8 protein-coding genes are annotated in these 26555 nt (G+C 49.6%); 2 read left to right on the forward strand and 6 right to left on the reverse strand.

Features of this window, described 5'->3' with window-relative positions; all coding sequences use genetic code 11:
* The first annotated feature begins 261 nt into the window (after nt 1-261).
* Together QL223_RS10620 and QL223_RS10625 are read left to right on the forward strand one after the other, a co-directional pair.
* On the forward strand, nt 262-1737 hold the full coding sequence (locus tag QL223_RS10620) for a coniferyl aldehyde dehydrogenase (RefSeq protein WP_281544722.1): 1476 nt from the start codon (nt 262-264) through the stop codon (nt 1735-1737).
* A 53-nt stretch (nt 1738-1790) separates the two neighbouring features.
* A complete protein-coding gene (locus QL223_RS10625) occupies nt 1791-3365 on the forward strand; it encodes an AMP-binding protein (protein WP_002541902.1) in 1575 nt (524 codons plus the stop codon).
* A 130-nt stretch (nt 3366-3495) separates the two neighbouring features.
* Here QL223_RS10625 and QL223_RS10630 read toward each other — a convergent pair whose 3' ends face one another.
* The 6 genes from QL223_RS10630 to QL223_RS10655 form a co-directional block, all read right to left on the reverse strand.
* A complete protein-coding gene (locus tag QL223_RS10630) occupies nt 3496-4761 on the reverse strand; it encodes a porin (protein WP_002541901.1) in 1266 nt (421 codons plus the stop codon).
* 241 nt (nt 4762-5002) lie between these two features.
* A complete protein-coding gene (locus tag QL223_RS10635; RefSeq protein WP_281544723.1) occupies nt 5003-6952 on the reverse strand; it encodes an EAL domain-containing protein in 1950 nt (649 codons plus the stop codon).
* A 146-nt stretch (nt 6953-7098) separates the two neighbouring features.
* Nucleotides 7099-8442, reverse strand: a complete 1344-nt coding sequence (locus QL223_RS10640) for a TolC family outer membrane protein (protein ID WP_281544724.1) — start codon at nt 8440-8442, stop codon at nt 7099-7101.
* Nucleotides 8443-8470: 28 nt separating this feature from the next.
* Nucleotides 8471-9853, reverse strand: coding sequence for an HlyD family type I secretion periplasmic adaptor subunit (locus QL223_RS10645; RefSeq protein WP_281544725.1), 1383 nt, complete (start codon nt 9851-9853; stop codon nt 8471-8473).
* Nucleotides 9846-12038, reverse strand: coding sequence for a type I secretion system permease/ATPase (locus QL223_RS10650; protein ID WP_002541897.1), 2193 nt, complete (start codon nt 12036-12038; stop codon nt 9846-9848). Before QL223_RS10650 ends, QL223_RS10645 begins: the two co-directional genes overlap by 8 nt.
* A 17-nt stretch (nt 12039-12055) precedes the next feature.
* Nucleotides 12056-26338, reverse strand: a complete 14283-nt coding sequence (locus QL223_RS10655; RefSeq protein ID WP_281544726.1) for an Ig-like domain-containing protein — start codon at nt 26336-26338, stop codon at nt 12056-12058.
* Nucleotides 26339-26555 lie beyond the last annotated feature (217 nt).

Genomic DNA, 26555 nt, shown 5'->3' on the forward strand with positions numbered 1-26555 from the left:
AATCAACAAAGAGATTTTTAATCAGGGGCGCCATTGTGGCGCTCCTTTTTTATACATATACCCAAACAACCTGAATCCTGTATCTTCAGGTTGTTTGGGTATATAGGAGAAATACAGATAAGCCTTTGGCATAAATTAACAAAGCGTTCTCCCGTCGTTGGCGCATATTGAGTACTCAGTATCGAAGAAGTTATGCATCCTTCTGATATCCAAACCTATCGGAAATCTCAGATAAAGGAGGCCTGCAGTCGGGAGATCAATATGAATAACGCAGAGAAACTTTCTGAGCCGGTCATGATGGAACAAGAAACGGTCCAGTGCTCTGAAAATAAGAGCGCAGAAACCATCAACACCTTGTTCTACGTGCAAAAACGCGCCTTTAACGAAGACAGATACCCCAGTTACGAAAGCCGGATTGCGGATTTGAAATTACTTAAATCTGCCATTCATCGTGAAAAGGAAAATTTGCTGAGAGCGTTGGAGCAAGACTTCGGCTATCGGAGTCACGATGAGAGTATGCTGGGCGACATCTTTTCTTCTCTGTCCTCGATTGACTACACGATCAAGCATCTTCGTCGCTGGATGAAACCTCAAAAACGCAAAGTCGGCATTGTCTTTCAGCCTGCCAAGGCAGAAATTCATTATCAGCCTTTGGGCGTGGTAGGGATTATTTCGCCTTGGAACTACCCGGTCTTTCTCACCATCGGACCGTTGGTGGCAGCTATTGCGGCAGGAAACCGCGCGATGATCAAAGTGTCGGAATACACCCCCGCGACCAATGCAGTGCTGGTGGACTTGCTCGCCAGCGTTTTTCCGCGTGACAAAGTGCATGTGGTCGAAGGGGATGCCAATGTGGCCAAATCTTTCTCTGAATTGCCTTTTGATCACCTGCTGTTTACTGGATCTACGCAGGTTGGCAGGCATGTGATGCTTGCCGCTGCCGATAAGCTTGTGCCTGTGACCCTTGAATTGGGCGGGAAGTCGCCCGTGATCATTGATGACAAGATTCCCCTTAATGAAGCCGTTAAACGCTTTATCTATGGCAAAACCATGAATGCAGGGCAAACCTGCGTTTCTCCAGATTACATTTATTGCCCGAATGAAAGATTGGATGAACTGGTCGCGGAGATAAGCCGTCGCTACGAATCCATGTACCCCTCAACACAGGGGAATGACAAACGTACCCGGGTGATCAATCCCAAGCAGTTCGAGCGTTTGATGGGGTATTTGGAGGAAGCACAGGCTCAGGGTGCTAAAGTCGTGCATCTTGGCGAGCTTGATGTCCAACCGGAAGGTTGCTTTATGCCTCTGACATTGGTGTTGGGTGCCAGTGCATCTATGAAAGTCATGCAGGAAGAAATCTTTGGCCCAATCTTACCGATTCTTGGTTATCAGGATACCCAGGATGTGATTGATGCCATTAACAGCAACGCACGTCCACTTGGGTTGTATGTTCTGAGTTTTGACAAAGACTTCCAGCGTCGGTTTTTGAGAGAAACGCACGCGGGTGGTGTTTGTATCAATGACGCGGCATTCCATGTGGTTGTCGATGACTTGCCATTTGGTGGCGTTGGAGATTCAGGTATGGGCAGCTACCACGGTGTGGAAGGCTTCAGAACGTTCTCCCACTGCAAATCGGTTTTGGTACGCGGGAAATTGTTTTTCAGCGATATGCTCTTCCCACCGTACGGCAAAAAAATGCATCACTTGTTCTACAAGTTCTTTGTTGGAGAGTAGATACGTGACGCTGTCACGATAAAACGTACACAACAAGGAACCCAAACAGAAGGATGATGAACGTGACCAATGGTATTCAGCAAAACAACATCACATTGGCGACTTTTATTGAAAGCGCCTGCGACAAATACGCTGACAAAACGGCTTTCTATTGCGGACCGCAAAGCCTGAGCTATCGTGATGTTGAGGAAAAATCCCGCCAGTTTGCAGGCTGGCTTCAAAACAATACGAACTTAAAGCCGGGCGATAGGATAGCAATTCAGCTTCCTAATATTCTCGACTTTCCTATTGCTGCGTTTGCAGCCTTGCGCGCCGGATTGGTGCTTGTAAACACCAATCCACTTTATACGCCGAGAGAGATGCAGCATCAGTTTTCAGACTCTGGTGCGAAAGCGCTGGTGATCTTTGCACCTCTTTCTGCACCTTTAGCCTCTGTGATTGATCACACCGACATTGATGTCGTGATTTATGCCAAGGGAGGAGGAAAGGCCTCGACATCAAGCGGGCGGGATATTCTTCAGGCAGATTTGGATGAGATCCTGGCGGGAGAAGCCGTTTCCTTTCTACCGCCTGCGATAGATGCTGGAGCACTCAGTATGTTGCAGTACACAGGCGGGACAACCGGCAGAGCAAAAGGGGCATGCCTGACACACGCTTCTGTGCTGGCGAACATGGCACAAATGGAAGAGCGTTTGAAAGATGTGGTGGTGCCGGGAGAAGAGTTGTTTGTCTGTCCGTTGCCGCTTTATCACATCTATGCATTTGCCGTGAACCTCATTCTGTTTTTCTCCCAAGGTAACACCAACATTCTGATCCCCAATCCAAGAGATCTCGATACTTTTGTTGCCCAACTTCAACCGCATAAATTCACGGGTTTTGCTGGTATTAACACCTTGTTTGTCGGCTTATGTCAGCACCCTGAATTTCGCGCTCTGGACTTCTCGCACCTCAAAATCACGCTTTCTGGCGGAACAGCACTGATCGATGCTGCCCGCGTAGCATGGGAGGAGGTGACAGCTTGTACCATCACCGAAGGGTACGGCATGTCAGAAACCTCACCGGTGATCAGTCTGAATCAACCGGGGGCAGAGCATTACGGCACTGTCGGTCGACCGTTGATCAATACCGCCGTGGAAATCTGGGACCTTAACGACAGGGCTCTACCGCAAGGCGAGGTTGGCCAGATTGTGTTGAAAGGCGAACAAGTCATGAAAGGGTACTGGAATAACCCAGAAGAAACGGGACAAGTCTTAACAGCGGATGGCTTTTTTAAGACCGGGGACATGGGGGTGATCCTCGAGGACGGCAGTATTCAAATTGTTGACCGGCTCAAAGATATGGTGCTGGTTTCAGGTTTCAACGTTTACCCAAGTGAAGTGGAACAAGTGCTTTGCTCGTATCCCGATGTATTAGAAGCCGCCGTGATTGGGGTAGCCGATGAAGCTACTGGCGAGGCGGTTAAAGCTTTTATCACGGCAAAAGAGACGTTGGAACTGTCAGCGCTGGAGGCTTTTTGTCGCCAAAATCTCACGGCTTACAAAGTCCCGAAGCAAGTTGTTGTGGTGTCCGAACTTCCGAAAACTGCCGTTGGCAAAATCCTCCGTAAAGATCTTCGAACTGAATCCTAAATCTGTCCTTTACTTTTTCTCGTCTTTTCCGGTGCTAGATGCACCGGCTTTTTTTCCTTGTTGCCTGTCGTTTTGAAGGCATAAAAAAGCCCGCGAGGCGGGCTGTTTTAAGGACGGTTACGTTCTTTGTTCAGAAACGGTAGTTTGCTTGTGCACCAACAATCAGCAAATAGCCTTTTGCCGTATAGTCATGGTCTGCCGCGAATAAGCTGGTTTCAGTAAAAGACTCATCTGAACGGTCCATGTAAGCCAAACCGAGATCAAACGACCAGTTGGTATCAAGTTGGTAATTCATACCTGTCGAATACCAATAGGCATCTTGGTCGGGAATGCTCAGTGTTGTCTCACCGGCTTTCTCGTCGAGTGCAAAGCCTGCACGCAGCTTAATGGCTGGGTTGAGCTGATAGGTTGCACCAATCGCCCAGCGCCAGCTGTCGTCATATTTTTCCGGCTTCAAGAAACAGATGCCACCATTGACACTGCAGTCACTACTGGAAGCACTGAATTCCTTGTATTCACTCCATTGCGTCCAAAGCGCGCTATAGTGAATTGCCCATTTGTCATCTAGCTGGTGGAACCCCGAAAATTCCGCGATCGCCGGTAGCGGTACATTAGAAACGGCGGTGGTTGAACCGCCACCGGGAATGGCAACACCTGGGCTGAAATCGTTGAAAGTGCCTTCGAGCTTGAGATCAACGCCTGCACGGTAAGAAAGGCCAAAACGGTTTTTCTCATCCAGTGCCAACAACGCGCCCACGTTCCAGCCAAATGCCCAGTCATCACCATCCCAACTTAAAATCTTGTCTGAGGCCTGCACACCGAAACTGCCAGCACCCCCGCCATAATGTCGGTTTACCTCGCCACTGGCGTAAACCAGGCTAATACCTGCGCCAAGACTCAGCATCGGAGAGACCTGATAGGCGATAGCAGGGTTGATGTTAACGGTGAATAGCTCTGTGTCTCCACCGATATCTCCAGCAATGAAATCGTCTTTTAAATCAGTTCCCAATCCGTAATTGGCGTACAGCCCTAATCCCACGGCCATTTGTTCATTAAGAGGCTGAACATAGTAACTGGCAGGGACAAACTGGGAAGGAATAATGTCTGACGAAGACTGTGCCGCAGAATTACCTGTCACGTCGATTTCTGCGTCAAAGTAAATCATTGAACCGGAGAACTCAGGACGTTCAAAGAGCGTCATGATGGCCGGGTTTCGTCCCATTGACGCTGCGCTGTCACCGATGGCGGCTTCACCGGCATAGGCGCGGCCAAGACCGCCGGATGAGTCAAACGCGATTTGATAGCCCGCTGCGTTGGCGTTGCCAATACTCATTGCTGATAGCACGAACATTGCTGTTGTAGAGAGAGTCAGATGTGTAATTTTCTTTGCTGCCATAACAACCTCCATGGCTGAAGTAATCCGTGATTTTTATAAGAATCCTTCAGATGGTAGGCAGTTACGCATTTCGGGCTGTAGTCTCGATGTGCCATTAACCTATCTTAATGGGTCGGTGAGACAAGGCGGGGATGAATGAGAGTTATTTGTATGAAGAATTTAGGTATCGAGTTGGCACAAGCTATATGACGATCAGCAGAAACGCACAAGAGGTTTTAGATGCCTCTTGTGCGTAGGAAGGTTATGCGATTTTGACGAGGCTCTTTCTTTCAGACCCGATAGGGACTGGTGGGGAAATATACCCAAAATAGGCGCAGATACTGATTTCATGGAATCGCGCCAGTTGCTGCTTATATTCAATGGCCGAAGCAATGACTTCAACACCAAGACTGGATGCCATTTTTATCATTGGTTTGAGTAACAAGAGGTTACCGTCATCTTCTGCGTTTTGAATGAACGAGTGGTCGAGTTTTACAAAAGCCGGTTTTAATGTCCTGAGATAAGAGACTGAGGAAAGATGTTGACCAAACCTGTCTATACCATATCGTAAACCTGCGTCTGACAGGTTTCGACACGCGCGCTCACAATCTTTAGGGTGATTACACGCAATGGCCTCAGCAAACTCAACAAACAAACGATCTTTGAGTTTGTTGATGGTCAAAGTGCTTGTCAACCATTTTAAGAACTCCGGGTCTCTAGTGCTGTCAGCCGTTAAATTGATGGAGTAGGGGCCATTGTTTTTATCTTTTTCTAACAAAGAGATGACCTGTGTTATCACGCAGCGGTCAAAGTGTTGCGCCAGCGACAGTCGGGAAAGATCGGAAATGAGCTTATTGGCGGGGATAAACTCATCATTGAGCTGCAGTTTGGCAAACACTTCATAGTGTTGGACTTCATGGGAAGCTCTTGAAAATACAGGCTGTACGGTTAATTCAACCAATTTTTCTTCAATGGATGTCCTTAAAGTCTGGTCAAGCTGTTCTTGTGTATATTCTTGCTCAGTACTAGAGAAAACAAACACGCTGTCGGTGGCTTCTGCTTGAGTAAGTGCGGTGTTAGCACGTGCCATTATTGATGACATGGTGTCATCGGCATGGTTTTCAGTGATACCTATCGTAAACCCCTTGGCAGTAGGTATGCCGTTACTAATTATCTCACCATTGACTGCGCGGATTATTTCGCTCAAGTAAGCTCTTGCCTGTTTTTCATGGACACTTGGGATAAGAATCGCAATCTCAGATTTCCCGAGCCTTGCAACCATTGCATCGTTCGATTGCGGAAGAATCTTGCCAAACGCTTTACTCATAGAGCGGAGACAATCGTTAAGGCTTTTTGTGCCCCGGGACGGGTCAATCTTCTCCAGCCAATTTAGGTTGATGAGCATTAACACACCGCAATCTCCGTCTGACAACCAACTTTCAGTCTGGCGGGTCAGGAAACTGCGGTTGGGTAATCCTGAGCCTTCGTCAAACAGGTACTTGGTGCGCAAAGCACTGATTTCCTCGTTCAAGGTTTCAAAAAGGCTCTGGAGTTGCGATGACATATCGTTGAAAGTGTGTGTCAATTCAGAGAGGTCGCTGGCCTTTGGTGAAGGTAAATGCCCCGAGAAATCAAGCTTTGCAATACGTTTGGCTTCTTTGGTGATGGTTTTGATGGGGGAGAGCATGCGCCCAAGGGTAAAACGTACAATCAGTGTGGCAGCCGCCACGAGAGTGACAGCGGAAACAATAAATGAACGGAGTAATTCCCAAAGCGCAAGATTGGCGCTGTCAGATGGTATTTGAATGGAAAGAGTCGCTAATTCCGTCCAACTGTTTCGAACCGTTGTAGTCATCCATATCGGCTCAATGAATCCTAAAGAAGAAAACCAAACGGGTGCTTTTTGCTGGAGCGCGTCTTCATTGACCCAATTTTGTAATTCACCGTCAAATATCCACTGCAAAGTGACCTGACTAACCAATGCGTCTTTTGACATTACCGCAGAGAAGAAGCGATCACTTTTTTCCAGATCCCCAGTCTCTAGAATAGGGACCAACGCCGCGCTCAGGTTTTGCAAAGCGCTATTGGCATGTGACTGCATTTCTTGCTGTATAAAAGCAAGGTTGATAGTGAACTCAGCATAAGCCATAGCCGTACAAAGCAAAATGAGTGTTGCAGCCACCACAAGCGTGATTTTATTGGTAATTGTCATGCTTCTTTCCGTTTTCTGGTGTCTCTAAAAACAAATAGATGGTTTCGTTATCTTCCTATTGCTGCACTACCTACCTCAGCGTTCCATATTGTTTCACACGTACTTTATTACATGCGGCTTAAAAGGGTCTTCTAGCCGCTTATTCCCTATTCAAGTGGTTTGCTCGTCTCCGGTGGTTGTACTTTCAGGGATGAAAGCAAGCGTCCGGTAGAATTAAGAATGCGATACTCCGCGACGAGGTAGTCATATTCAGCAGCGAGATAGTCCTTTCTTGATTCAAACAATTCATTTTCAGAATCCAGAAGGTCAATAAGCGAGCGTTGCCCCAAGCCAAATTGGAGGGTGTACGCACTTTGTGTTTCTACGGCAGCAGCAACATGTTCATTCAAATAAACCATCTGCTCACGCAGGCTGACGCGGGCGTTCCAGGCTAACCTAGTACCTTCTATCACATCTCTGACCGCCTTCTGGTTCACCTCTTTTGACTCACCAATGCGATAGGCCATTTCACGCTCAAACGCGCTATCTCTTCCACCGTTGTATAGGTTGTAACGAACGCGCACCATAGCTTGTAGGTCATCGTCATGGCCCAAGGAACCACCAATATCGTTGTTCCAGTTGCCGTTCAGTTCAAGACTGACCTCGGGATAATAAGAAGATTTGGCTGCCTCATGTTGGAAATTGGCTGCGTTGATGTCTGAATAGGAAAGCTTGACAGTTGGGTGTTCTTTCTCAGCAATCTCGATGGCCTGGCTTAAGCTGGCAGGAATCAGTCCAGTGTCTGGAGACGGCGTGCTCAGGTTTTCTGGAGGAAGATTCACTACCCTGATGTAGTTACTTCTGGCATCCATTAGATTGTTTTTTGCTGCAGTCAGATTCGATTTAGCGCGAGCCAGCCGACCTGTAATCTGGGATAAATCAGCCGACGAGCCTAGTCCAGAGTCTGTCTTTTCTTTGATCTGTCCATAGATAGACTCATGGCTTTTCAGATTTTCCTCGGAAAGCTCAACAACCTGTTTCGCTTGTAGGTATCTGATATAGACTCTGACCGTTTCTAACGCCTGATCTTCAGAGGTCGAAACGAGATTCCAGTATCCGGATTTGGCCTCCGCCTTAGAGCGGTCAACCTCGCTTTTAGTTTGGAAACCGCTGAATAAAGCCTGTCTGATACTGATTCCTGCTTCACCGGGATTCAGTTCATCATCTTTCCTGTCTGCAGCCCGGGTAGAAGGGCTGTCGGTTTGCTCCCAACCATAACCTGCGGTGAGGTCAATGACGGGTAGATAACCCGCAAACGCCTGATCAACTTGTTCTTCTTGTGCCTTGTAAGCATGGAAGGCTCTTCTCACATCAGGGCTGGAGGAGAGGGTTTTTGCTACGGCTTGCTCCAGCGTGTCTGAATACCCGACAGTAGGGATCAACAAAGCGCACGAGAGGGAGTACTTGATTAGGTTGTTGAATCGTTTTTGACTGTTGCGGGTACACGTCATGTGCAAACTCCTGGGTCATGTTCTTTTTTTAACGCTCACGGAGCGCTGATTCTCTGGCACGAAGAATAGGGTTGAGAATATAGTCGAGCACGGTGCGTTTCCCGGTAATGATATCTACGCTGGTTAGCATGCCGGGAATGATTGGCATTGCGGTACCTTCTTTATCTTCGAGGTTGGAAACGTCCGTCCTGACCCTCACCAAATAAAAACTGTTACCTTTCTCGTCCTGTGTAGTGTCCGCGCTGATATGCTCCAGCTTTCCTTTAAGGCCACCATAACGAGTGAAGTCGTAAGCAGTGACTTTGACGACAGCAGGCAAACCTGAATGCAGGAATGCGATGTCTTTGGGTTGGATTTTGGCTTCTATCAGTAATTGGTCTTCGTTTGGAACAATCTCAAGGATGTCCTCACCTGGACGCACGACTCCACCCAAGGTATTGATGTGAATAGTTTTGATTGTGCCATTGACAGGGGAGGTAATAATGGCTTTATCTACTTTGTCCTGAGAACCCACTTTCGCTTGTTGGAGACGGGATAACTTAGCTTCCAGTTCGCTGACTTGCGTTAGGTTTTCGTTTTTGAAGGCAAGAACGGATTCACGGCGCTTCAGAATGGCCTCGTCCTGTTCTGCTTTAAGTTTGGGGTGTGTCTGGTGCAGGGCGGCGATTTCACCACGCATATCGTTGATCTGGCGTTGAAGCTTCAGCAGCTCAACTTCAGGGACGATTTTCTTCTTGGCGAGCGGTTTTGTCAGCTCATATTCGCGGGCGACCAGCTTTGCACTGTTCTCAAGTGTCTTTATCTTGGTTTTTAGTTCTTTAATTTCCTGTTGTTTCTGAAGTACCTGACGGGACTGGATTTCGACTTTGTTCTTTAAATCATCTAAATGCGCTTGATACTCTAGAGTCTGTCGTTGAACCAATTCGGGCTCCTGAGATTGGAGTTCTTCAGGGAAATCTAATGCCACTGGCTCAATAAGTATTTGTGACTCCCAGTTAACATCCAGCCCTTGAAGCTCGACACTGGCGAGCTCTTTTTGTAGTCGAATGATGTTGGCATTCAGGCTTGCATCTTCTTCTTCCTGTTGAGCGACATCTGAGCGAAAGCGGGTATCGTCGATGCGTACAATAGGCATACCTTTTTCTACGATCATCCCTTCTTTGACGTACATTTCCTGCAAAATGCCGCCGTCAAGGCTTTGAATCAACTGTATCTGTGATGAAGGAATAACCTTTCCTTCACCACGTGTGACCTGATCGAGTGAAGACAAAGAAGCCCAAACAATAAATGAGGCAACAATGAAAATAAGAAGCCAGACAACAACACGATATTTGCCGGGAACATCCATCATCATGGCGCCATATATATCGTCAGCCATGTCGACGTGTTCACGGTCCTGATTTTTACTCATTATTGGCTGTTCTCCTGCTCTGGCTTTCGCTAGCTGAGTTTTGAGATAGCTTTTGAAGGACAGTTGTTCTTGGTCCGTCTAAAAATACGCGACCTTTATCCAAAACAATGACTCGATCGACAATATCAAGAAGAGACATTTTATGGGTGACTAAAATAAGCGTTCTGTCTTTGCTTACTTGTTGCATCGCCCGAATAAATTGCTTTTCTGCAAATGCATCCATTGATGCAGTTGGCTCGTCCATTAATAAGATTGATGGCTCATTGAGTATAGAACGCGCAAGTGCTACAGCTTGACGTTGTCCACGAGAAAGAGATTGACCACCTTCACCCACCTGTTTATCGAGGCCTTGTGAATCCAAAGAGGTGAAATGAGAAACGCCAGAGAGCTGTACGGCTCGAATAAGCTGATGTTCAGTGACCTGTCTTGTACCGAATAAAATGTTGTCACGGATCGTGCCATGAAACAGTGTGATATCCTGTGGCATGTACCCAACGTTTCGGCGCAGATCGGCAGGGTGTATTTGTTTGGAATCAATACCGTCGAATCTCAGGCTTCCTTGTGTTGGCTGGTAGAGCCCAGCAAACATTTTGAGCAAGGATGTTTTACCTGACCCATTCTTCCCAATGATGGCAATGCTTTCACCTTCATTGATTTTCAGGGAACTTGGATAAATGACTGGCTCTTCTTCTTCATTGAAAGCAAAAGAAACGCCCGCGCATTCAATTTGACCTTTCAACTGCCTGCGACTTATCAAATGGCCTTTATCCTGATATTCGTCTTCTTGATCCATGAGTGCATCAAGTTGGCGAAGTGAGCTCATTGTTTGATTTGAGCGCGTCAGTAAGTTGGCTAATGAGGCCATAGGGGAGACTACTCGGCTAGACAACATGACTGCAGCGATAATGCCACCCATAGATATGTCACCCTGAGACACCCTAAATACGCCGAGAATTACGACGGCAATAGCGGTCATTTGCGTCACAAAGGTTGCTAGATAAGAAACCGATTGCGAGGTTTTCTTTACCTTAAGTCCCCAAGTAGCAGAGTGGGCAATCATTTGTTGCCATGTTTTCTGCACAATACCTTCTGCTAAATTCGCTTTAATGGACTCCATTGCACTCAGGCTTTCAATTAAGTGCCCATTCTTCAGTCCAGCGAACTTGTTACTTTCCTCGATAGCGGCTCTAAGTTTTGGCTGTATAGCACATGCATATCCAATAATGATGAGGCCAGACACTAGGGGAACAAAGGCCAAATCACCAGCAAATATATAGATAATGAAAAGGAAGAAAATCGCAAAAGGTAGGTCAACTAACGTTGTTATCGTTGTCGAAGTCAGCATCTCCCGCACGCTGTCAAATTCACTGATTTGTTTTGCCATTCCACCTACACTTGGCCCCCGTTTTTCGAGCGGGATCCCGATGGATTTAGCAAAAATGCGGGAAGAAACAACGATATCAATTTTCTTGCCGGCATTGTCGATAAGCATACTCCGCACGTAGCGGAGTATGTAATCAAATGTGAAGGCCAGTGCTGCACCACTGGCAAGAACCCATAGCGACTCAAAAGCCTGGTTAGGGAGAATTTTGTCGTACACGTTCATCATGAACAGTGGCGAAACCAATGCGAATAGGTTAACAACCACTGACGCTAATAGAGCCTCACGATAGATAGGTGCTGCTTCTTTCAGCATGGAAAACAGCCAATGGCCTTTCTTGGTATGCAAATGCACGTCAACGCTTTGATCGCCTCGATATTGCTTTTTCACCAAGATGGCATAGCCAATATAGATCGCTTCTAGCTCTTCCTGGGTAAGTTCGGTCTCTCCTCCAGTATCAGGAAGTTGAATAACTGCAGTGCCTGTTTCTTTGTCAAAAGAACGAAGTAAACAGGCTTTTTGGTCCACTAAAAGTAGAACGCAGGGCGTCAGCATTTCGCCAATGGTATTGAGTGGCTTTCTCACCACTCGGGATACCAAGCCAGCTCGGGAGGAGGCTTGGGGGAAAAGCTCGGGTGTTAACCGAGCTTCCCTCATTGGCAAACTAGCGACTAATGCTTCACCGGAGCAGGGCGAGCCATAGTGCTCGGTCAAAATGACCAAGCACTCTAGAAGAGGGTCTTCTGTGGTTTGTCCCGCACCAGGAATCGTCCACTGGGGTTTTACATTGTCTGCTAATTGCAAAATTTGACACCTTTCTCTTAGTGGTCGTCGATGTTTGGATCATCCAGGTGTGTTGTTGAGTTATCTAACGCATCAACACTCGCTGCTTTTTGGAACAATTCTTTGACGTTGTCATCGCTAAACACACCGTTTTTAATCATTCCATCGTTATCAACAATGTCATCCAAAGTGATGTCCTGCAGAATGATTTCCTGATTCCATACATGGTCTCCAGTGGTATCAACACGGAGTATGAGTGAGCCATCTTGCTCAAACATGTCTATGTCGTCTTCGCTTAGCAAGTTGTCATTGTCGTCCGTGACCAAGTCAGACAAGTTCAATGGAGGTTCACCCACAGAGAAATCAGTGACAGTGTCAGACCATGGCTGATTTGCAACATCTTCGCTGTGCCATACCAGTTCCACTTGATCCAATCCGCTGATGTTATGTTCTTCAATGACGTTAGATGGGTCTTCTTCTTGCGCGTCACCTTGTTGAGTTGCAAACCAAACATCTGCTACGGTTCGCTCTTCACCATCCGTTGTGGTGTAAGTAGATGATTTACCGATAGTGTTATTGTTTGACTCATCACTAGTAAAGTTAGCAGCCAAATCGATAGATGCTACTTTTGCATCTTCCATGCTGAGAAGTTCGTCAGCATCGGTCACACCATCTTGGTCTTTATCGACCCAAACGTTTAGCTCGGAGTAGATAGCATCGTTTTTATCGATAACACCATCAGCGTTGGAGTCATGTTGAGCCAGTGCTTCATATCCGTCAGCAGCAGTGGAACCGTCTGCAAGTCGGGTATTTGAACCGAACAGTTCTGAGCCATCATTGATTTGGCCATCCTTGTTGATATCACGCACCAATAGACCATCGCCGCCAGTGATCCAGCCTGTCTTAACATCCTTACCATCACCGTCGTAATCAAAGTTAACAGGTTTCTCTGTTACATCTGACGTTTCGATACCGTCACCATCCAAGTCAAGGACAAGCGGTGTAATGCTCGGGTTCACATACTTACTTTTTACCGCCCAACCACTTTGTGCGCCTTTGGCATTCAGCGTGCCAGCCACGGTATATAAGTTTTCGGCTTGAATGTTAAAGAAGCCGTGTTTATCTGCATAAATGACGGTCGTGGAACCATTAGGGTTATAGACGGTGACTTTCTCATGAGGTCTCCAGCCATTACCGTTGACGTGTTGAGTGCCACCACCATCAAGGTGCCAGTGAACGTGACCAGACGTATCATTGCTAGTATCGCGATAGCCTTTATCGATAACGGTTATCGCACTTTGCACTTCGCCACCGCCAATATGGGTTTCACCGACGATTGGTTTGGCTTTAACAATGAGCCTTTCGTTACCTTCAACCTTGTTGTCGTTGATTGGTTTCGCACGGACTAATATTTCAGTCTGGTAAGCCGCAAACGTTAATTGGCTGCCACTTTTGAAGTTTGCCCAGCTTGAACCTGTCCAGTACTCATAGCCACCCATGTCTTTGTTGTTGACGTCTGGTGAAGAGCCTGTAAATACGTTGACCTTGACCTTGGTTGCCTGATCAACGGCTTTGCTGAGCTTGATAGTAAATGTTGCCCAGTTGGATTCCGTTACACTGTTGTTTCCGTTCGTATTGACGACGGAGAGTGTTGGTTTGTCAGCTTCATCAGTAATCACGGCTGCTTGAGACTGTACCCATCCCTGACGGCCAATGACTGCACCTTGGATCTTGATGGTCTCGTTACCTTCATAGACATTGTCATTGAGGGTTTGAGCATAGATCCTGACCCCACTGTGACCGGCAGGCACTTCAATATCTGCTCTCCAACCGTTTGAGCCATTAAGGTTCACTTCCTTAAGGAAAGTGCCAGACGTTGTATACACATGAACCTTGCCGTTGTAGTCCGCGCCAAAGTCAGCCTCATGGAGACCATCGTTGAAGTTCAGCTGCACCTTGGTTGACGTCGTCGACGTGTTAGTCAGGTTAACTGTCCATCCTGGCCATGTGCTGTTTTCCACACCGTTCTGAAGGTGAGTAATGCTGGCGACTTTTGGAGCATCAGCATCATCGGTGATGGTGGCTGTGCTAGTGGTTGTGCCGAAGACGACACCCGGATCACGTCCGCCGCCACTTTCTGTCACTTTAATGGTGATGGTTTCATTGCCTTCATAGACAGAATCATCTTTGGTTGCCAGACGCACTTTGAAGCTGGTTGTGCCCTTAGGCACGATCAGTTGGTTACCATAGTACTTGGTGGCTCCCCAAGTCACGCCGCCATCGTAAGAAGCCTGGAAGTTGGTCGCGCCAGTTGTGTCGGTACCGATGGTACCGGTGCCATTGGCAAACTCGATCTTCGTCCATGAGTTGTCTTTTGTGGCGGTATGCACAGAGATATCCCACACCAAAAAGTCACCTTCAGTAGTGGTCGCATTACTGATTTTCCATGCTGGACGGTCTGCTTCATCCGTGATGACAGCTTCAGCCGATTGCACAAACCCTTGTCTACCTGGGACAGCCGCCTGGATTTGAATGGTCTCGTTGCCCTCATAGACGTTGTCATTCAGGGTCTGAGCATAGACACGAACACCGCTCTGGCCCGCAGCAACGGAAATGTCGAGGCGGTAGTTGTTGGCCGCGTTGATGTCGCCTTCACCAATCTTCTGTCCTGCCAGGTTGTAGATAAACACCTTACCGGAATAATCTTCGCCAAATTTCGCCTGATGATAGCTGTCGTTGAAGTTCAATCTGACAGTGGTGGCTTCATCAGCAGGGTTATTGAAGTTGACCGTCCAGCCTGGGGTTGTACTGCCTTCGACGCCATCACGCAGCTTGGTCACAGAGGTGACGATAGTCGGCGCTTCATCATCAGTGATCACCGCATTGGCAGACTGAACCCAGCCTTGCTGACCGATGACGGCACCCTGGATCTTGATGGTCTCATTCCCTTCATAGATGCTGTCATTGAGGGTCTGAGCATAGATTTTCACGCCACTATGTCCGGCAGGAACGGTGATGTTCGCCTTATAGCCGTTAGAAGCATTCAGGACGACTTCCTGCAGGAAAGCGCCAGAAGTGCTGTACACATGCACCTTGCCGTTGTAGTCCGCGCCGAAGTCAGCCTGATGGAGGCCATCATTGAAGTTCAGCTGCACCGTGCTGTTGGTGGTGGAGGTGTTGGTCATGTTGAGGTTCCAGCCCACCCAGCCAGCTTCTGCCGCATTTTGCAGATGGGTAATGCTGGCGACTTTCGGAATGTCAGCGTCATCGGTGATGACGGCAGCAGAGGATTGCACCCAACCTTGCTGACCAATGACGGCACCTTGGATCTTGATGGTCTCATTCCCCTCGAAGACATTGTCATTGAGGGTGTCAGCGTAGACTTTCACGCCAGTTTGACCCGCAGGGATGGTGATATTGGCTTTGTAACCGTTAGAAGCATTGAGTACGACTTCTTTCAGGAAGGTGCCGGATTGGGTGTAAACATGCACCTTGCCGTTATAGTCCTTGCCAATATCAGCTTGGTGGATACCGTCGTTAAAGTTCAACTGCACCGTGCTGTTGGTGGTGGAGGTGTTGGTCATGTTGAGGTTCCAGCCCACCCAACCATCTTCTGCTGCATTTTGGAAAGCAGTGATGCTGGCCACTTTCGGAATGTCTGCCGCATCGGTGATGGTGGCTGTGCTAGTGGTTGTGCCGAAGACAACACCCGGATCACGTCCGCCGCCACTTTCTGTCACTTTAATGGTGATGGTTTCATTGCCTTCATAGACAGAATCATCTTTGGTTGCCAGACGCACTTTGAAGCTGGTTGTGCCCTTAGGCACGATCAGTTGGTTACCATAGTACTTGGTGGCTCCCCAAGTCACGCCGCCATCGTAAGAAGCCTGGAAGTTGGTCGCGCCAGCTGTGTCGGTACCGATGGTACCGGTGCCATTGGCAAACTCGATCTTCGTCCATGAGTTGTCTTTTGTGGCGGTATGCACAGAGATATCCCACACCAAAAAGTCACCTTCAGTAGTGGTCGCATTACTGATTTTCCATGCTGGACGGTCTGCTTCATCCGTGATGACAGCTTCAGCCGATTGCACAAACCCTTGTCTACCTGGGACAGCCGCCTGGATTTGAATGGTCTCGTTGCCCTCATAGACGTTGTCATTCAGGGTCTGAGCATAGACACGAACACCGCTCTGGCCCGCAGCAACGGAAATGTCGAGGCGGTAGTTGTTGGCCGCGTTGATGTCGCCTTCACCAATCTTCTGTCCTGCCAGGTTGTAGATAAACACCTTACCGGAATAATCTTCGCCAAATTTCGCCTGATGATAGCTGTCGTTGAAGTTCAATCTGACAGTGGTGGCTTCATCAGCAGGGTTATTGAAGTTGACCGTCCAACCCGGGGTTGTACTGCCTTCCACGCCATCACGTAGCTTGGTCACAGAGGTGACAATAGTCGGCGCTTCATCTTCGACAATGGTGACCGTACCGGACACCAGACTGCCTTGCCCATCGGCTTTGGCTTTGATGGTGTAGCTTTCATTGCCTTCGTAAGTGCCGTCTTCTGTGGTTTGAGAGCGCACTTGGAAGGTCTTGGTGTTAGCCGGAACACTAATCCAGTTTCCGCCGGAGAAATCGCCGGTCGCTTTCACCCAGCCACTGCCGTAATTGACCCAGAGGTCTTTGGTGTTGAAATCTTTGCCTTCGGTGGCCGAGCCGCCGTACGCATCGATAAACACACGGGTAGGGGTGGTGGACTCATTGCTGAGCGTGATGGTGACAGAAGCCGCATCGCCTTCATTCGCCGAGGCGTTAGACACACTGGTGACGCGTGGCTTGTCGGCTTCATCGGTGATGACGGCCTCAGCAGACTGCACAAAGTCCTGTCTGCCGGGCACGGCAGCTTGGATCTGAATAGTCTCGTTGCCCTCATAGACATTATCATTCAGGGTCTGTGCGTAGATACGCACACCGTTTTGGCCAGCAGCAACGGAAATGTCGAGGCGGTAGTTATTGGCCGCGTTGATGTCGCCTTCGCCAATCTTCTGTCCCGCCAGGTTGTAGATAAACACCTTACCGGAATAATCTTCGCCAAATTTCGCCTGATGGTAGCTGTCGTTGAAGTTCAGACGAACCGTGGTGGCTTCATCAGTAGGGTTATTGAAGTTGACGGTCCAGCCCGGTGTGGTACTGCCTTCCACGCCATCACGTAGCTTGGTCACAGAGGTGACAATAGTCGGCGCTTCATCTTCGACAATGGTGACTGTACCGGACACCAGACTGCCTTGCCCATCGGCTTTGGCTTTGATGGTGTAGCTTTCATTGCCTTCGTAAGTGCCGTCTTCTGTGGTTTGAGAGCGCACTTGGAAGGTCTTGGTGTTAGCCGGAACACTAATCCAGTTTCCGCCGGAGAAATCGCCGGCGGCTTTCACCCAGCCACTGCCGTAATTGACCCAGAGGTCTTTGGTGTTGAAATCTTTGCCTTCGGTGGCCGAGCCGCCGTACGCATCGATAAACACACGGGTAGGGGTGGTGGACTCATTGCTGAGCGTGATGGTGACAGAAGCCGCATCGCCTTCATTCGCCGAGGCGTTAGACACATTGGTGACGCGTGGCTTGTCCGCTTCATCCGTGATGACGGCTTCAGCAGATTGGATAAAGCCTTGTCTGCCTGGCACCGCAGCCTGGATCTGAATGGTCTCGTTGCCCTCATAGACATTGTCATTGAGGGTTTCAGCGTAGACACGCACGCCTTTTTGGCCGGCAGGGACAGAGATGTCTACTCGCCAGTTGTTGGCGGCTGAGAGTACCTCTTCACCGACTTTCTGACCTGCGAGGTTGTAAATAAAGACCTTGCCGGAATAGTCCTTGCCAAAATCAGCCTGATGATAACCATCATTAAAGTTCAGGCGGACCGTGGTGGCTTCGTCAGACGGGTTGTTGAAGTTCACTGTCCAGCCAGGAGCTGTGCCGCCTTCCACGCCATCACGTAGCTTGGTCACAGAGGTGACAATAGTCGCCGCTTCATCTTCGACAATGGTGACCGTGCCGGACACCAGATTGCTTTGCCCATCGGCTTTGGCTTTGATGGTGTAGCTTTCATTGCCTTCGTAAGTGCCGTCTTCTGTGGTTTGAGAGCGCACCTGGAAGGTCTTGGTGTTAGCTGGGACACTGACCCAGTTCCCGCCGGAGAAATCGCCGGCGGCTTTCACCCAGCCACTGCCGTAATTGACCCAGAGGTCTTTGGTGTTGAAATCTTTGCCTTCGGTGGCCGAGCCGCCGTACGCATCGATAAACACACGGGTAGGGGTGGTGGACTCATTGCTGAGCGTGATGGTGACAGAAGCCGCATCGCCTTCATTCGCCGAGGCGTTAGACACATTGGTGACGCGTGGCTTGTCAGCTTCATCCGTGATGACGGCTTCAGCAGATTGGATAAAGCCTTGTCTGCCTGGCACCGCCGCCTGGAGTTGAATGGTCTCGTTGCCCTCATAGACATTGTCATTGAGGGTTTCAGCGTAGACACGCACGCCTTGCTGACCGGCAGGAACGTTTATATTGGCTCGCCAACCGTTGCTGGCATTGAGCACCACTTCCTGAAGGAAGGTACCCGATGTGCTGTAAACGTGTACTTTGCCGCTGTAGTCGTTACCGAAATCAGCTTGATGCAAGCCATCGTTGAAGTTCAACTGGACAGTGGTATTGGTGGTAGACGCATTGGTCATGTTAATCGTCCACCCCGGCCAGGTGCCTCCTTCAACGCCATCACGAAGGTGCGTGATACTGTCGATCATTGGGAGGTCAGCCTGGTCGTTAATGGTAACGGTGCCGGAAATCAGTGCACTTTGTCCATCAGCTTTCGCCTTGATGAGGTAAGTTTCATTCCCTTCATACACGTCATCCTGAGTCGTCTGAGAACGAATTTGGAACGTTTTGGTGTTAGCAGGGACATCAATCCAGTTACCGCCGGAGAAATCACCAGTGGCTTTCACCCAGCCACTGCCGTAATTGACCCAGAGATCTTTGGTGTTGAAGTCTTTGCCTTCTGTCGCGGTACCGCCATTCCCGTAAGCGTCGATAAAGACGCGGGTAGAGGAAGTAGACTCATTACTGAGTGAAACCGTGAGTGTTGCCATGCCGCCTTCGTCGACGGTGGCGTTAGAAACAGCGGACACTTTAGGTTTATCAGCTTCGTCAGTAATGACCGCTTCATCAGATTGAATGAAGCCTTGTCTACCCGGAACCGCTGCCTGGATTTGAATGGTCTCGTTACCCTCATAGACGTTGTCATTGAGAGTTTCGGCATAGACACGAATACCGCTTTCCCCGGCCGGTACTGAGAAATCGAGGCGGAAGTTATTTGATCCGTTGATCATTCCCTCGCCAATCTTCTGTCCTGCCAGGTTGTAGATAAACACCTTACCGGAATAGTCCTTGCCAAAGTCAGCCTGATGATAACTATCATTGAAGTTCAGACGGACTGTGGTGTCTTCAATTGCAGCGTGGTCGAAGTTGACTGTCCAACCAGGAGCTGTGCCGCCTTCGACGCCATCACGAAGCTGAGTCACAGACTCGACTTTTGCTTTGAAAGCAGTGTAGGTTTCTGCATCAGAAACAGTGACCGTATTTCCTGCATTGTCTGTAGCGGTCACGGTAGCGGTCACGGTTTTATCTGCCGCTGCAGCAAGGTCAGCACCTGAAACAGCGACTGAGAAGGTATTATCAGCTTTAACGGAGCCTGTGTACTCAACGTTGTTTACTGTGACAGTGACGACGTCACCGGGTTTTACATCGCCACGAACAACACCGGTAATGTCAATATTTTGCTGAGACTCTGCATAATTTATCGCGCCATCATCAGCGATGTTCGCATCCAAGGTGATGAAGGCTTGGGCGGTAAGATCAACGCTGTAATTTTGGGTGGCATTGATGATGCCAGTATTACCAGCGGAGTCAGTTGCCTCCAATTGGACATTGATAGCTGAATCAGGATCAGCAACAAATTGGCTGCCAGGAACCGCGATTGAGAACTGTCCTGAGGAAGATACAGTGCCGGTGAACTCATTGCCGTTAACCGATACGGTAACCTGGTCACCTGCATTGAACTCTCCAGCGACTGTACCAGTAACGTTGATCGACTCACTGCTTTCTTGAGCGTTGACGATGTTGTCTGCAGATATAGTATCAATACTGATTTGCGTCGAGCTAGCATCAGGCCCAGAGGTATCAATGGTAAATCCGGTTTCTGTGCTTGGTGCCGAGGTGTTACCAGCGGTGTCAGTCACGGTTGCTGTGATGGTGTAATCGCCTTCGTCAGGCAATTCACCGCCCGTGCCGCCCAAATCTTCCGGCGACAGGGTCACAGGCACAGCAGTGCCGTCAGTCCAGCCACCAGGGACAGTGGTCGTCACTTGATTGGTTGTGCCATCCGGTTGGGTCACAGTGACCGTGATGGTGTCACCAGGCTGAGTGCCTGTTGGTGGAGTGACCAGCACTTCCACACCATCAGTCAGTTCTTCTTCACCCACGCCGCCGGTGGCTTCAGGGATCACCACGATTGGTGCTTCATTGGTGCCGCCAGTGCCGGTGCCTTCGCCCGGTGCGGTGGTATCAATGGTAAAGCCGGTTTCCGTGCTTGGTGCCGAGGTGTTGCCAGCGGTATCAATCACGGTTGCTGTGATGGTGTAATCGCCTTCGTCAGGCAATTCACCGCCCGTGCCGCCCAGATCTTCCGGTGACAGAGTGACAGGTACAGCGGTGCCGTCAGTCCAGCCGCCAGGGACAGTGGTCGTCACTTCATTGGTGGTACCATCCGGTTGGGTGACAGTAACAGTGATGGTGTCGCCAGGTTTCGTACCTGTTGGTGGAGTGACCAGCACTTCCACGCCATCAGCCAGTTCTTCTTCGCCCACACCGCCGGTGGCTTCTGGGATCACCACGGTCGGCGCTTCGTCGGTGCCGCCCGTGCCGGTGCCTTCGCCCGGTGCGGTGGTATCAATGGTAAAGCCGGTTTCTGTGCTTGGTGCTGAGGTGTTGCCAGCGGTGTCAGTCACGGTTGCTGTGATGGTGTAATCGCCTTCGCCAGGTAATTCGCCGCCCGTGCCGCCCAAATCTTCCGGCGACAGGGTCACAGGCACAGCAGTGCCGTCAGTCCAGCCGCCAGGGACAGTGGTCGTGACTTCATTGGTGGTGCCATCCGGTTGGGTCACGGTGACAGTGATGGTGTCACCAGGCTGCGTGCCGGTCGGTGGGGTGACCAGCACTTCCACGCCATCAGTCAGCTCTTCTTCACCCACGCCGCCGGTGGCTTCAGGGATCACCACGGTTGGTGCTTCGTCGGTGCCGCCCGTGCCGGTGCCTTCGCCCGGTGCGGTGGTATCAATGGTAAAGCCGGTTTCCGTGCTTGGTGCCGAGGTGTTACCTGCACTGTCAGTCACGGTTGCTGTGATGGTGTAATCGCCTTCGCCAGGTAATTCGCCGCCCGTGCCGCCCAAATCTTCCGGCGACAGGGTCACAGGCACAGCAGTGCCGTCAGTCCAGCCGCCAGGGACAGTGGTCGTGACTTCATTGGTGGTGCCATCCGGTTGGGTCACGGTGACAGTGATGGTGTCACCAGGCTGCGTGCCGGTCGGTGGGGTGACCAGCACTTCCACGCCATCAGTCAGCTCTTCTTCACCCACGCCGCCGGTGGCTTCAGGGATCACCACGGTTGGTGCTTCGTCGGTGCCGCCCGTGCCGGTGCCTTCGCCCGGTGCGGTGGTATCAATGGTAAAGCCGGTTTCCGTGCTTGGTGCCGAGGTGTTACCTGCACTGTCAGTCACGGTTGCTGTGATGGTGTAATCGCCTTCGCCAGGCAATTCGCCGCCCGTGCCGCCCAAATCTTCCGGCGACAGGGTCACAGGCACAGCAGTGCCGTCAGTCCAGCCGCCAGGGACAGTGGTCGTCACTTCATTGGTGGTGCCATCCGGTTGGGTCACGGTGACAGTAATGGTGTCACCAGGTTTCGTACCTGTCGGTGGGGTGACCAGCACTTCCACGCCGTCAGTTAGCTCTTCTTCACCCACGCCGCCGGTGGCTTCAGGGATCACCACGGTTGGTGCTTCATTGGTGCCGCCGGTGCCGGTGCCTTCGCCCGGTGCGGTGGTATCAATGGTAAAGCTGGTTTCTTCGCTTGGTACCGAGGTATTGCCAGCAGTATCCGTTACGGTTGCAGTGATGGTGTAATCGCCTTCTTCAGGCAATTCACCGCCCGTGCCGCCCAGATCTTCCGGTGACAGAGTGACAGGCACAGCGGTGCCGTCGGTCCAGCCGCCAGGGACAGTGGTCGTCACTTCATTGGTGGTGCCATCCGGTTGGGTGACAGTGACAGTGATGGTGTCACCAGGCTGAGTGCCTGTTGGTGGAGTGACCAGCACTTCCACGCCATCAGCCAGTTCTTCTTCGCCCACACCGCCGGTGGCTTCTGGGATCACCACGGTCGGTGCTTCATTGGTGCCGCCGGTGCCGGTGCCTTCGCCCGGTGCGGTGGTATCTATATTGAAACCGGTTTCTTCGCTTGGCACTGAAGTATTGCCAGCGGTGTCGGTCACGGTTGCCGTGATGGTGTAATCGCCTTCGCCAGGCAATTCACCTCCTGTGCCGCCCAGATCTTCCGGTGACAGGGTCACAGGCACAGCGGTGCCGTCGGTCCAGCCTGCAGGGACAGTGGTCGTGACTTCATTGGTGGTGCCATCCGGTTGGGTCACGGTGACAGTAATGGTATCACCTGGCAAGGTGCCCGTTGGCGGGGTGACCAGCACTTCCACGCCATCAGTCAGCTCTTCCTCGCCCACGCCGCCGGTAGCTTCTGGGATTTCGACGACTGGTGCTTCATCCGTACCATTCGGTCCTTTGCCTTCACCTGGTGCAATATTGTCGATGTCGATGATGGTTGAAGCTTCTGATGTTACCCAATCTTGCTCGTCTATGATCGCAGCTTGAATAACTAATGATTCATCAATTTCCTCTAGCTTGTCACTCAAGATCTCGGCATAAATCGTGACACCTTCAGCCCAAGCGGGGATGACGATGTCTGCGATGTAACCGTTTTCGCTGGTTAAGGTGACTTCCTGAAGGAGGTATTGTCCATCCAGCGAGTAAATCTGCATCACGCCTGAGTAGTCTTCACCAATAGTTGCTTGATGTAGAGCGTCATCAACACGCAATTGAACTGTTGTTGGCGTGGTGGAGGCGTTTGACATATTAAGGGTGAAGCCAGCGGCCTGACCATCTTCAGAACCATCATTGAGATAGGTAATGCTTGATACGGAAGGGCGGTCCTCTTCATCAGTAATGGTTGCTGCGTCAGAGTTAACCCAACCTTGTTGGCCCAAAACGCCCGCACGGACTACCAGAGTTTCGTCACCTTCGTAAATGTCGTCGTTGACGCTTTCAACATATACAAGTACCCCACTCTCACCCGCTGGCACGGTAACGTCAGCTCTGAAGCGGTTGGCTGAGCTTAGCGCGACTTCTTCCAGAAACTCACCATCAAGCGAGTAGACTTGAATCACACCTGTATAGTCCACAAAGAAATTAGAGGTGTGCAGTCCGTCACTCAGAGTTAGTTTAAACGTAGTGTCGGTGGTAGAAGTGTTAGTCATATTCACCTGATAACCAGGTAATTTTCCACCTTCCTCGTCTTCTTGCACGACGGTGATGTTGTTAACTAGTGGTCTGTCTGCATCATCATTAATGGTGACGGTACTCGTTACCGCTTCAGTTTGCTCTGAAGTGGAAGCAGTGAGCGTGATGATTTGATCGCCGTTGTAAACATCGTTGTCAGTGTTATCAAAACGCACCTCGAAGGTGTCAACAGAAGCTGGAACTGTAAAAGTCGTTCCGCTAACAGAAACCCAGCCGTCACCGAAGTTTACAGACAGATTGTTTAAGGCGATGTTTGCATCGTCAATTTGTGCGGTGAGCGTGACTTCTACAGGTTTGATAGAAGCGCCGCTCAGAGTGACCGTCGTTTGGGCTTGCTGACCTTCATTGACACTCACGTCAGTCATAGAGGTGACTAAAGTAATGTCGTTTTCGTCAGTGATGACAGCGGCTTCTGAGTTAACCCAGCCTTGCTCTCCACTGACGGCTGCACGAATAACCACAGACTCCGGGCCTTCATAGATGGCATCATCGGTTGTCATTACATAAACAACAACACCGTCATCACCAGCAGGGACGGTAATGTCGGCTTTGAATTTGTTGTCTCTACCTAGAGTAACTTCCGAGAGGAATTCGCCGGAGACGGAATAAATCTGCAAGACACCGGAGTAATCTACACCGTATTTGACGTCATGAAGGGAGTCGACCATGTTCAGTGTCACTGTGGTGTCAGAGGCAGAAACGTTCGTCATGTTGACTTTGAAGCCGGGCGCGTCGCCACCTTCAATACCGTCTCGAACAGCGACAATGTTATCTACTGTCGGTACGCCTGCAATGTCTTTAATTGTCACGTTACCTGAGACACTTTCAGTTTGACCGTCGACATTTGCACTGATAGTGAATGTTTCATCACCTTCGTAAATGTTGTCACTGATTGTGTCGAAACGCACTTTAAACAGGGTTACTGGGCCTGGTACATCAATACTTATTTGATTGGTGTTACTGTCAACGCTCGCGTTGACCCAGCCTTTGCCAAAATTGACTGATACATTTTCTAAGTCAATATCGTTACTGTTGCTTGGTGTTAGCAATACAGTGTTGTTGGTGGTCGAAGGGTTACTCATCGTGACGGTGAGCTCAGCGTGATTACCTTCAAACACTGTGGTATCAGAAACGGCAGCCACAGTGACAGTGTCGGTCTCATCAGTAATGGTAGCGGCGCCAGAAACCACCCATCCTTGTTTTCCACTCACTGCCGCTCGTATAACAAGCGATTCGTCACCTTCGTATAGGTTGTCGTCAATGACATTGACACGGATAATGACGCTTTCCTCACCAGCAGGGATGTTGGTGACGGCTTTAAAAGCATTGTGGGTGCCAAGATTGATTTCATCAAGAAGCTCTCCTGACAAAGAAAAAACTTGAATTGCGCCATCGTAGTCTTTGCCAAAATCGAAATCATGCAAATTGTCATTAACGTTAAGCGTGACTTCGGTGTCTTGAAAGTAGGCGTTGGTCAGGTTTAGTTGAAAGGCGGGAGCTTGGCCGCTTTCTACGCCTTCTTCTAAAACAGAGATGCTTTCGACAACAGGGGGAGTCGCGACGACATCGACAATGGTGATTGTGCCTGTTGCTGCTTCGTTTTGACCTTCTGCTGATACATTGACAGTAATCGTCTCATTACCTTCAACTTCATTGTCTTCAAGCACATCTACACGGAGTTTCACTTGTTTCACTGAAGAGGGGACGGTGATCCATGTTCCTTCTGTGGTGACTTCGCCATTGGCTTGAACCCAGCCATTGCCTAGGTCAATCCATAAGTTGGCAAAGTCGATATCTGTATTATCAGCCTGCGGTGACACGAGAACTCTGGTGCCGAAGTTAGAAGGATTGCTGAGGGTAAATGCGAACTCTGCTTGGCCACCTTCTTTGACTGTGGCATCAGAGACGGATGCCACCGTCGGCTTGTCACTTTCGTCCGAGATGATTGCCGCTTCAGAGTTAACCCAGTTATTTCCAGTGATGGCACGAATAACGATAGTTTCATCACCTTCGTAGGTGTTATCGTCTGAAGTGATTGCATAGACAACAACGCCTTCTTCGCCAGCAGGTACTGTGATGTCGGCTTTGAATTTGTTCTCTTTACTTAGCGTTACTTCGGTGAGGAATTCACCTGAAAGAGAGAAAACTTGCATGACACCTGAGTAGTCACTGCCATAGCTCGCACTATGAACGGTATCATTGGCACTCAATGTGACGGTGGTGTCTTCGATGGTTGCTTGGTCAAGATTGACGGTCCAGCCCGGAGCTGTGCTGCCTTCAACGCCGTTATTCAGCAAAGTGACAGAAGAAACAGTGGACTCATAAGCGCTGTAGCTCTTTGAATCATTGACGAAAGATGTGTTGCCGTTTGAATCCGTCGTTTCGACAGATGCTGTTACTGTTCGCGTTTCGCTACTAGCCAGTGTGCTACCTGGTACAGAAACAGTAAATGTGTTGTCAGCGCTGACAACACCGATAAATTGGTTGTTATCAATGGACACAGTAACTGTGTCACCCTCACTTATATTCCCACTAACAATGCCCGTTATGTCTATATCTGTTTGTGCCTCCGCGTATGTTAAGGCAGCATCACCAGCGATTAAATTGTCGAGCGTTATTGTAGTAAGGGTATTCGCGTTCATATCTCTTCCTTTAGTTATGTTTGTTTGGCGTTTTATCGAGGGCCAGACACCAAAATCCTCTTTTTTCGCTATTCAAATCTCGCTATTCAAACGTTGCGAACTTGAAATAGTTAGATAAAACATCCATGCATCCCATTTCATAAACATGTGACCGTAATGCATTACATGCTGTGTACATAGTTTATGCTTGCAATCTGTTGCCTTCCAACGAGTTGTG

It is taken from the genome of Grimontia sp. SpTr1 (assembly GCF_947387585.1).
Taxonomy (GTDB): domain Bacteria; phylum Pseudomonadota; class Gammaproteobacteria; order Enterobacterales; family Vibrionaceae; genus Enterovibrio; species Enterovibrio indicus.

Bases quoted from the DNA above. Each gene is read 5' to 3' on its own strand.
- QL223_RS10620 (WP_281544722.1), top strand. From the start codon at position 262: ATGAATAACGCAGAGAAACTTTCTGAGCCGGTCATGATGGAACAAGAA.
- QL223_RS10625 (WP_002541902.1), top strand. From the start codon at position 1,791: ATGATGAACGTGACCAATGGTATTCAGCAAAACAACATCACATTGGCG.
- QL223_RS10630 (WP_002541901.1), bottom strand. From the start codon at position 4,761: ATGGCAGCAAAGAAAATTACACATCTGACTCTCTCTACAACAGCAATG.
- QL223_RS10635 (WP_281544723.1), bottom strand. From the start codon at position 6,952: ATGACAATTACCAATAAAATCACGCTTGTGGTGGCTGCAACACTCATT.
- QL223_RS10640 (WP_281544724.1), bottom strand. From the start codon at position 8,442: ATGACGTGTACCCGCAACAGTCAAAAACGATTCAACAACCTAATCAAG.
- QL223_RS10645 (WP_281544725.1), bottom strand. From the start codon at position 9,853: ATGAGTAAAAATCAGGACCGTGAACACGTCGACATGGCTGACGATATA.
- QL223_RS10655 (WP_281544726.1), bottom strand. From the start codon at position 26,338: ATGAACGCGAATACCCTTACTACAATAACGCTCGACAATTTAATCGCT.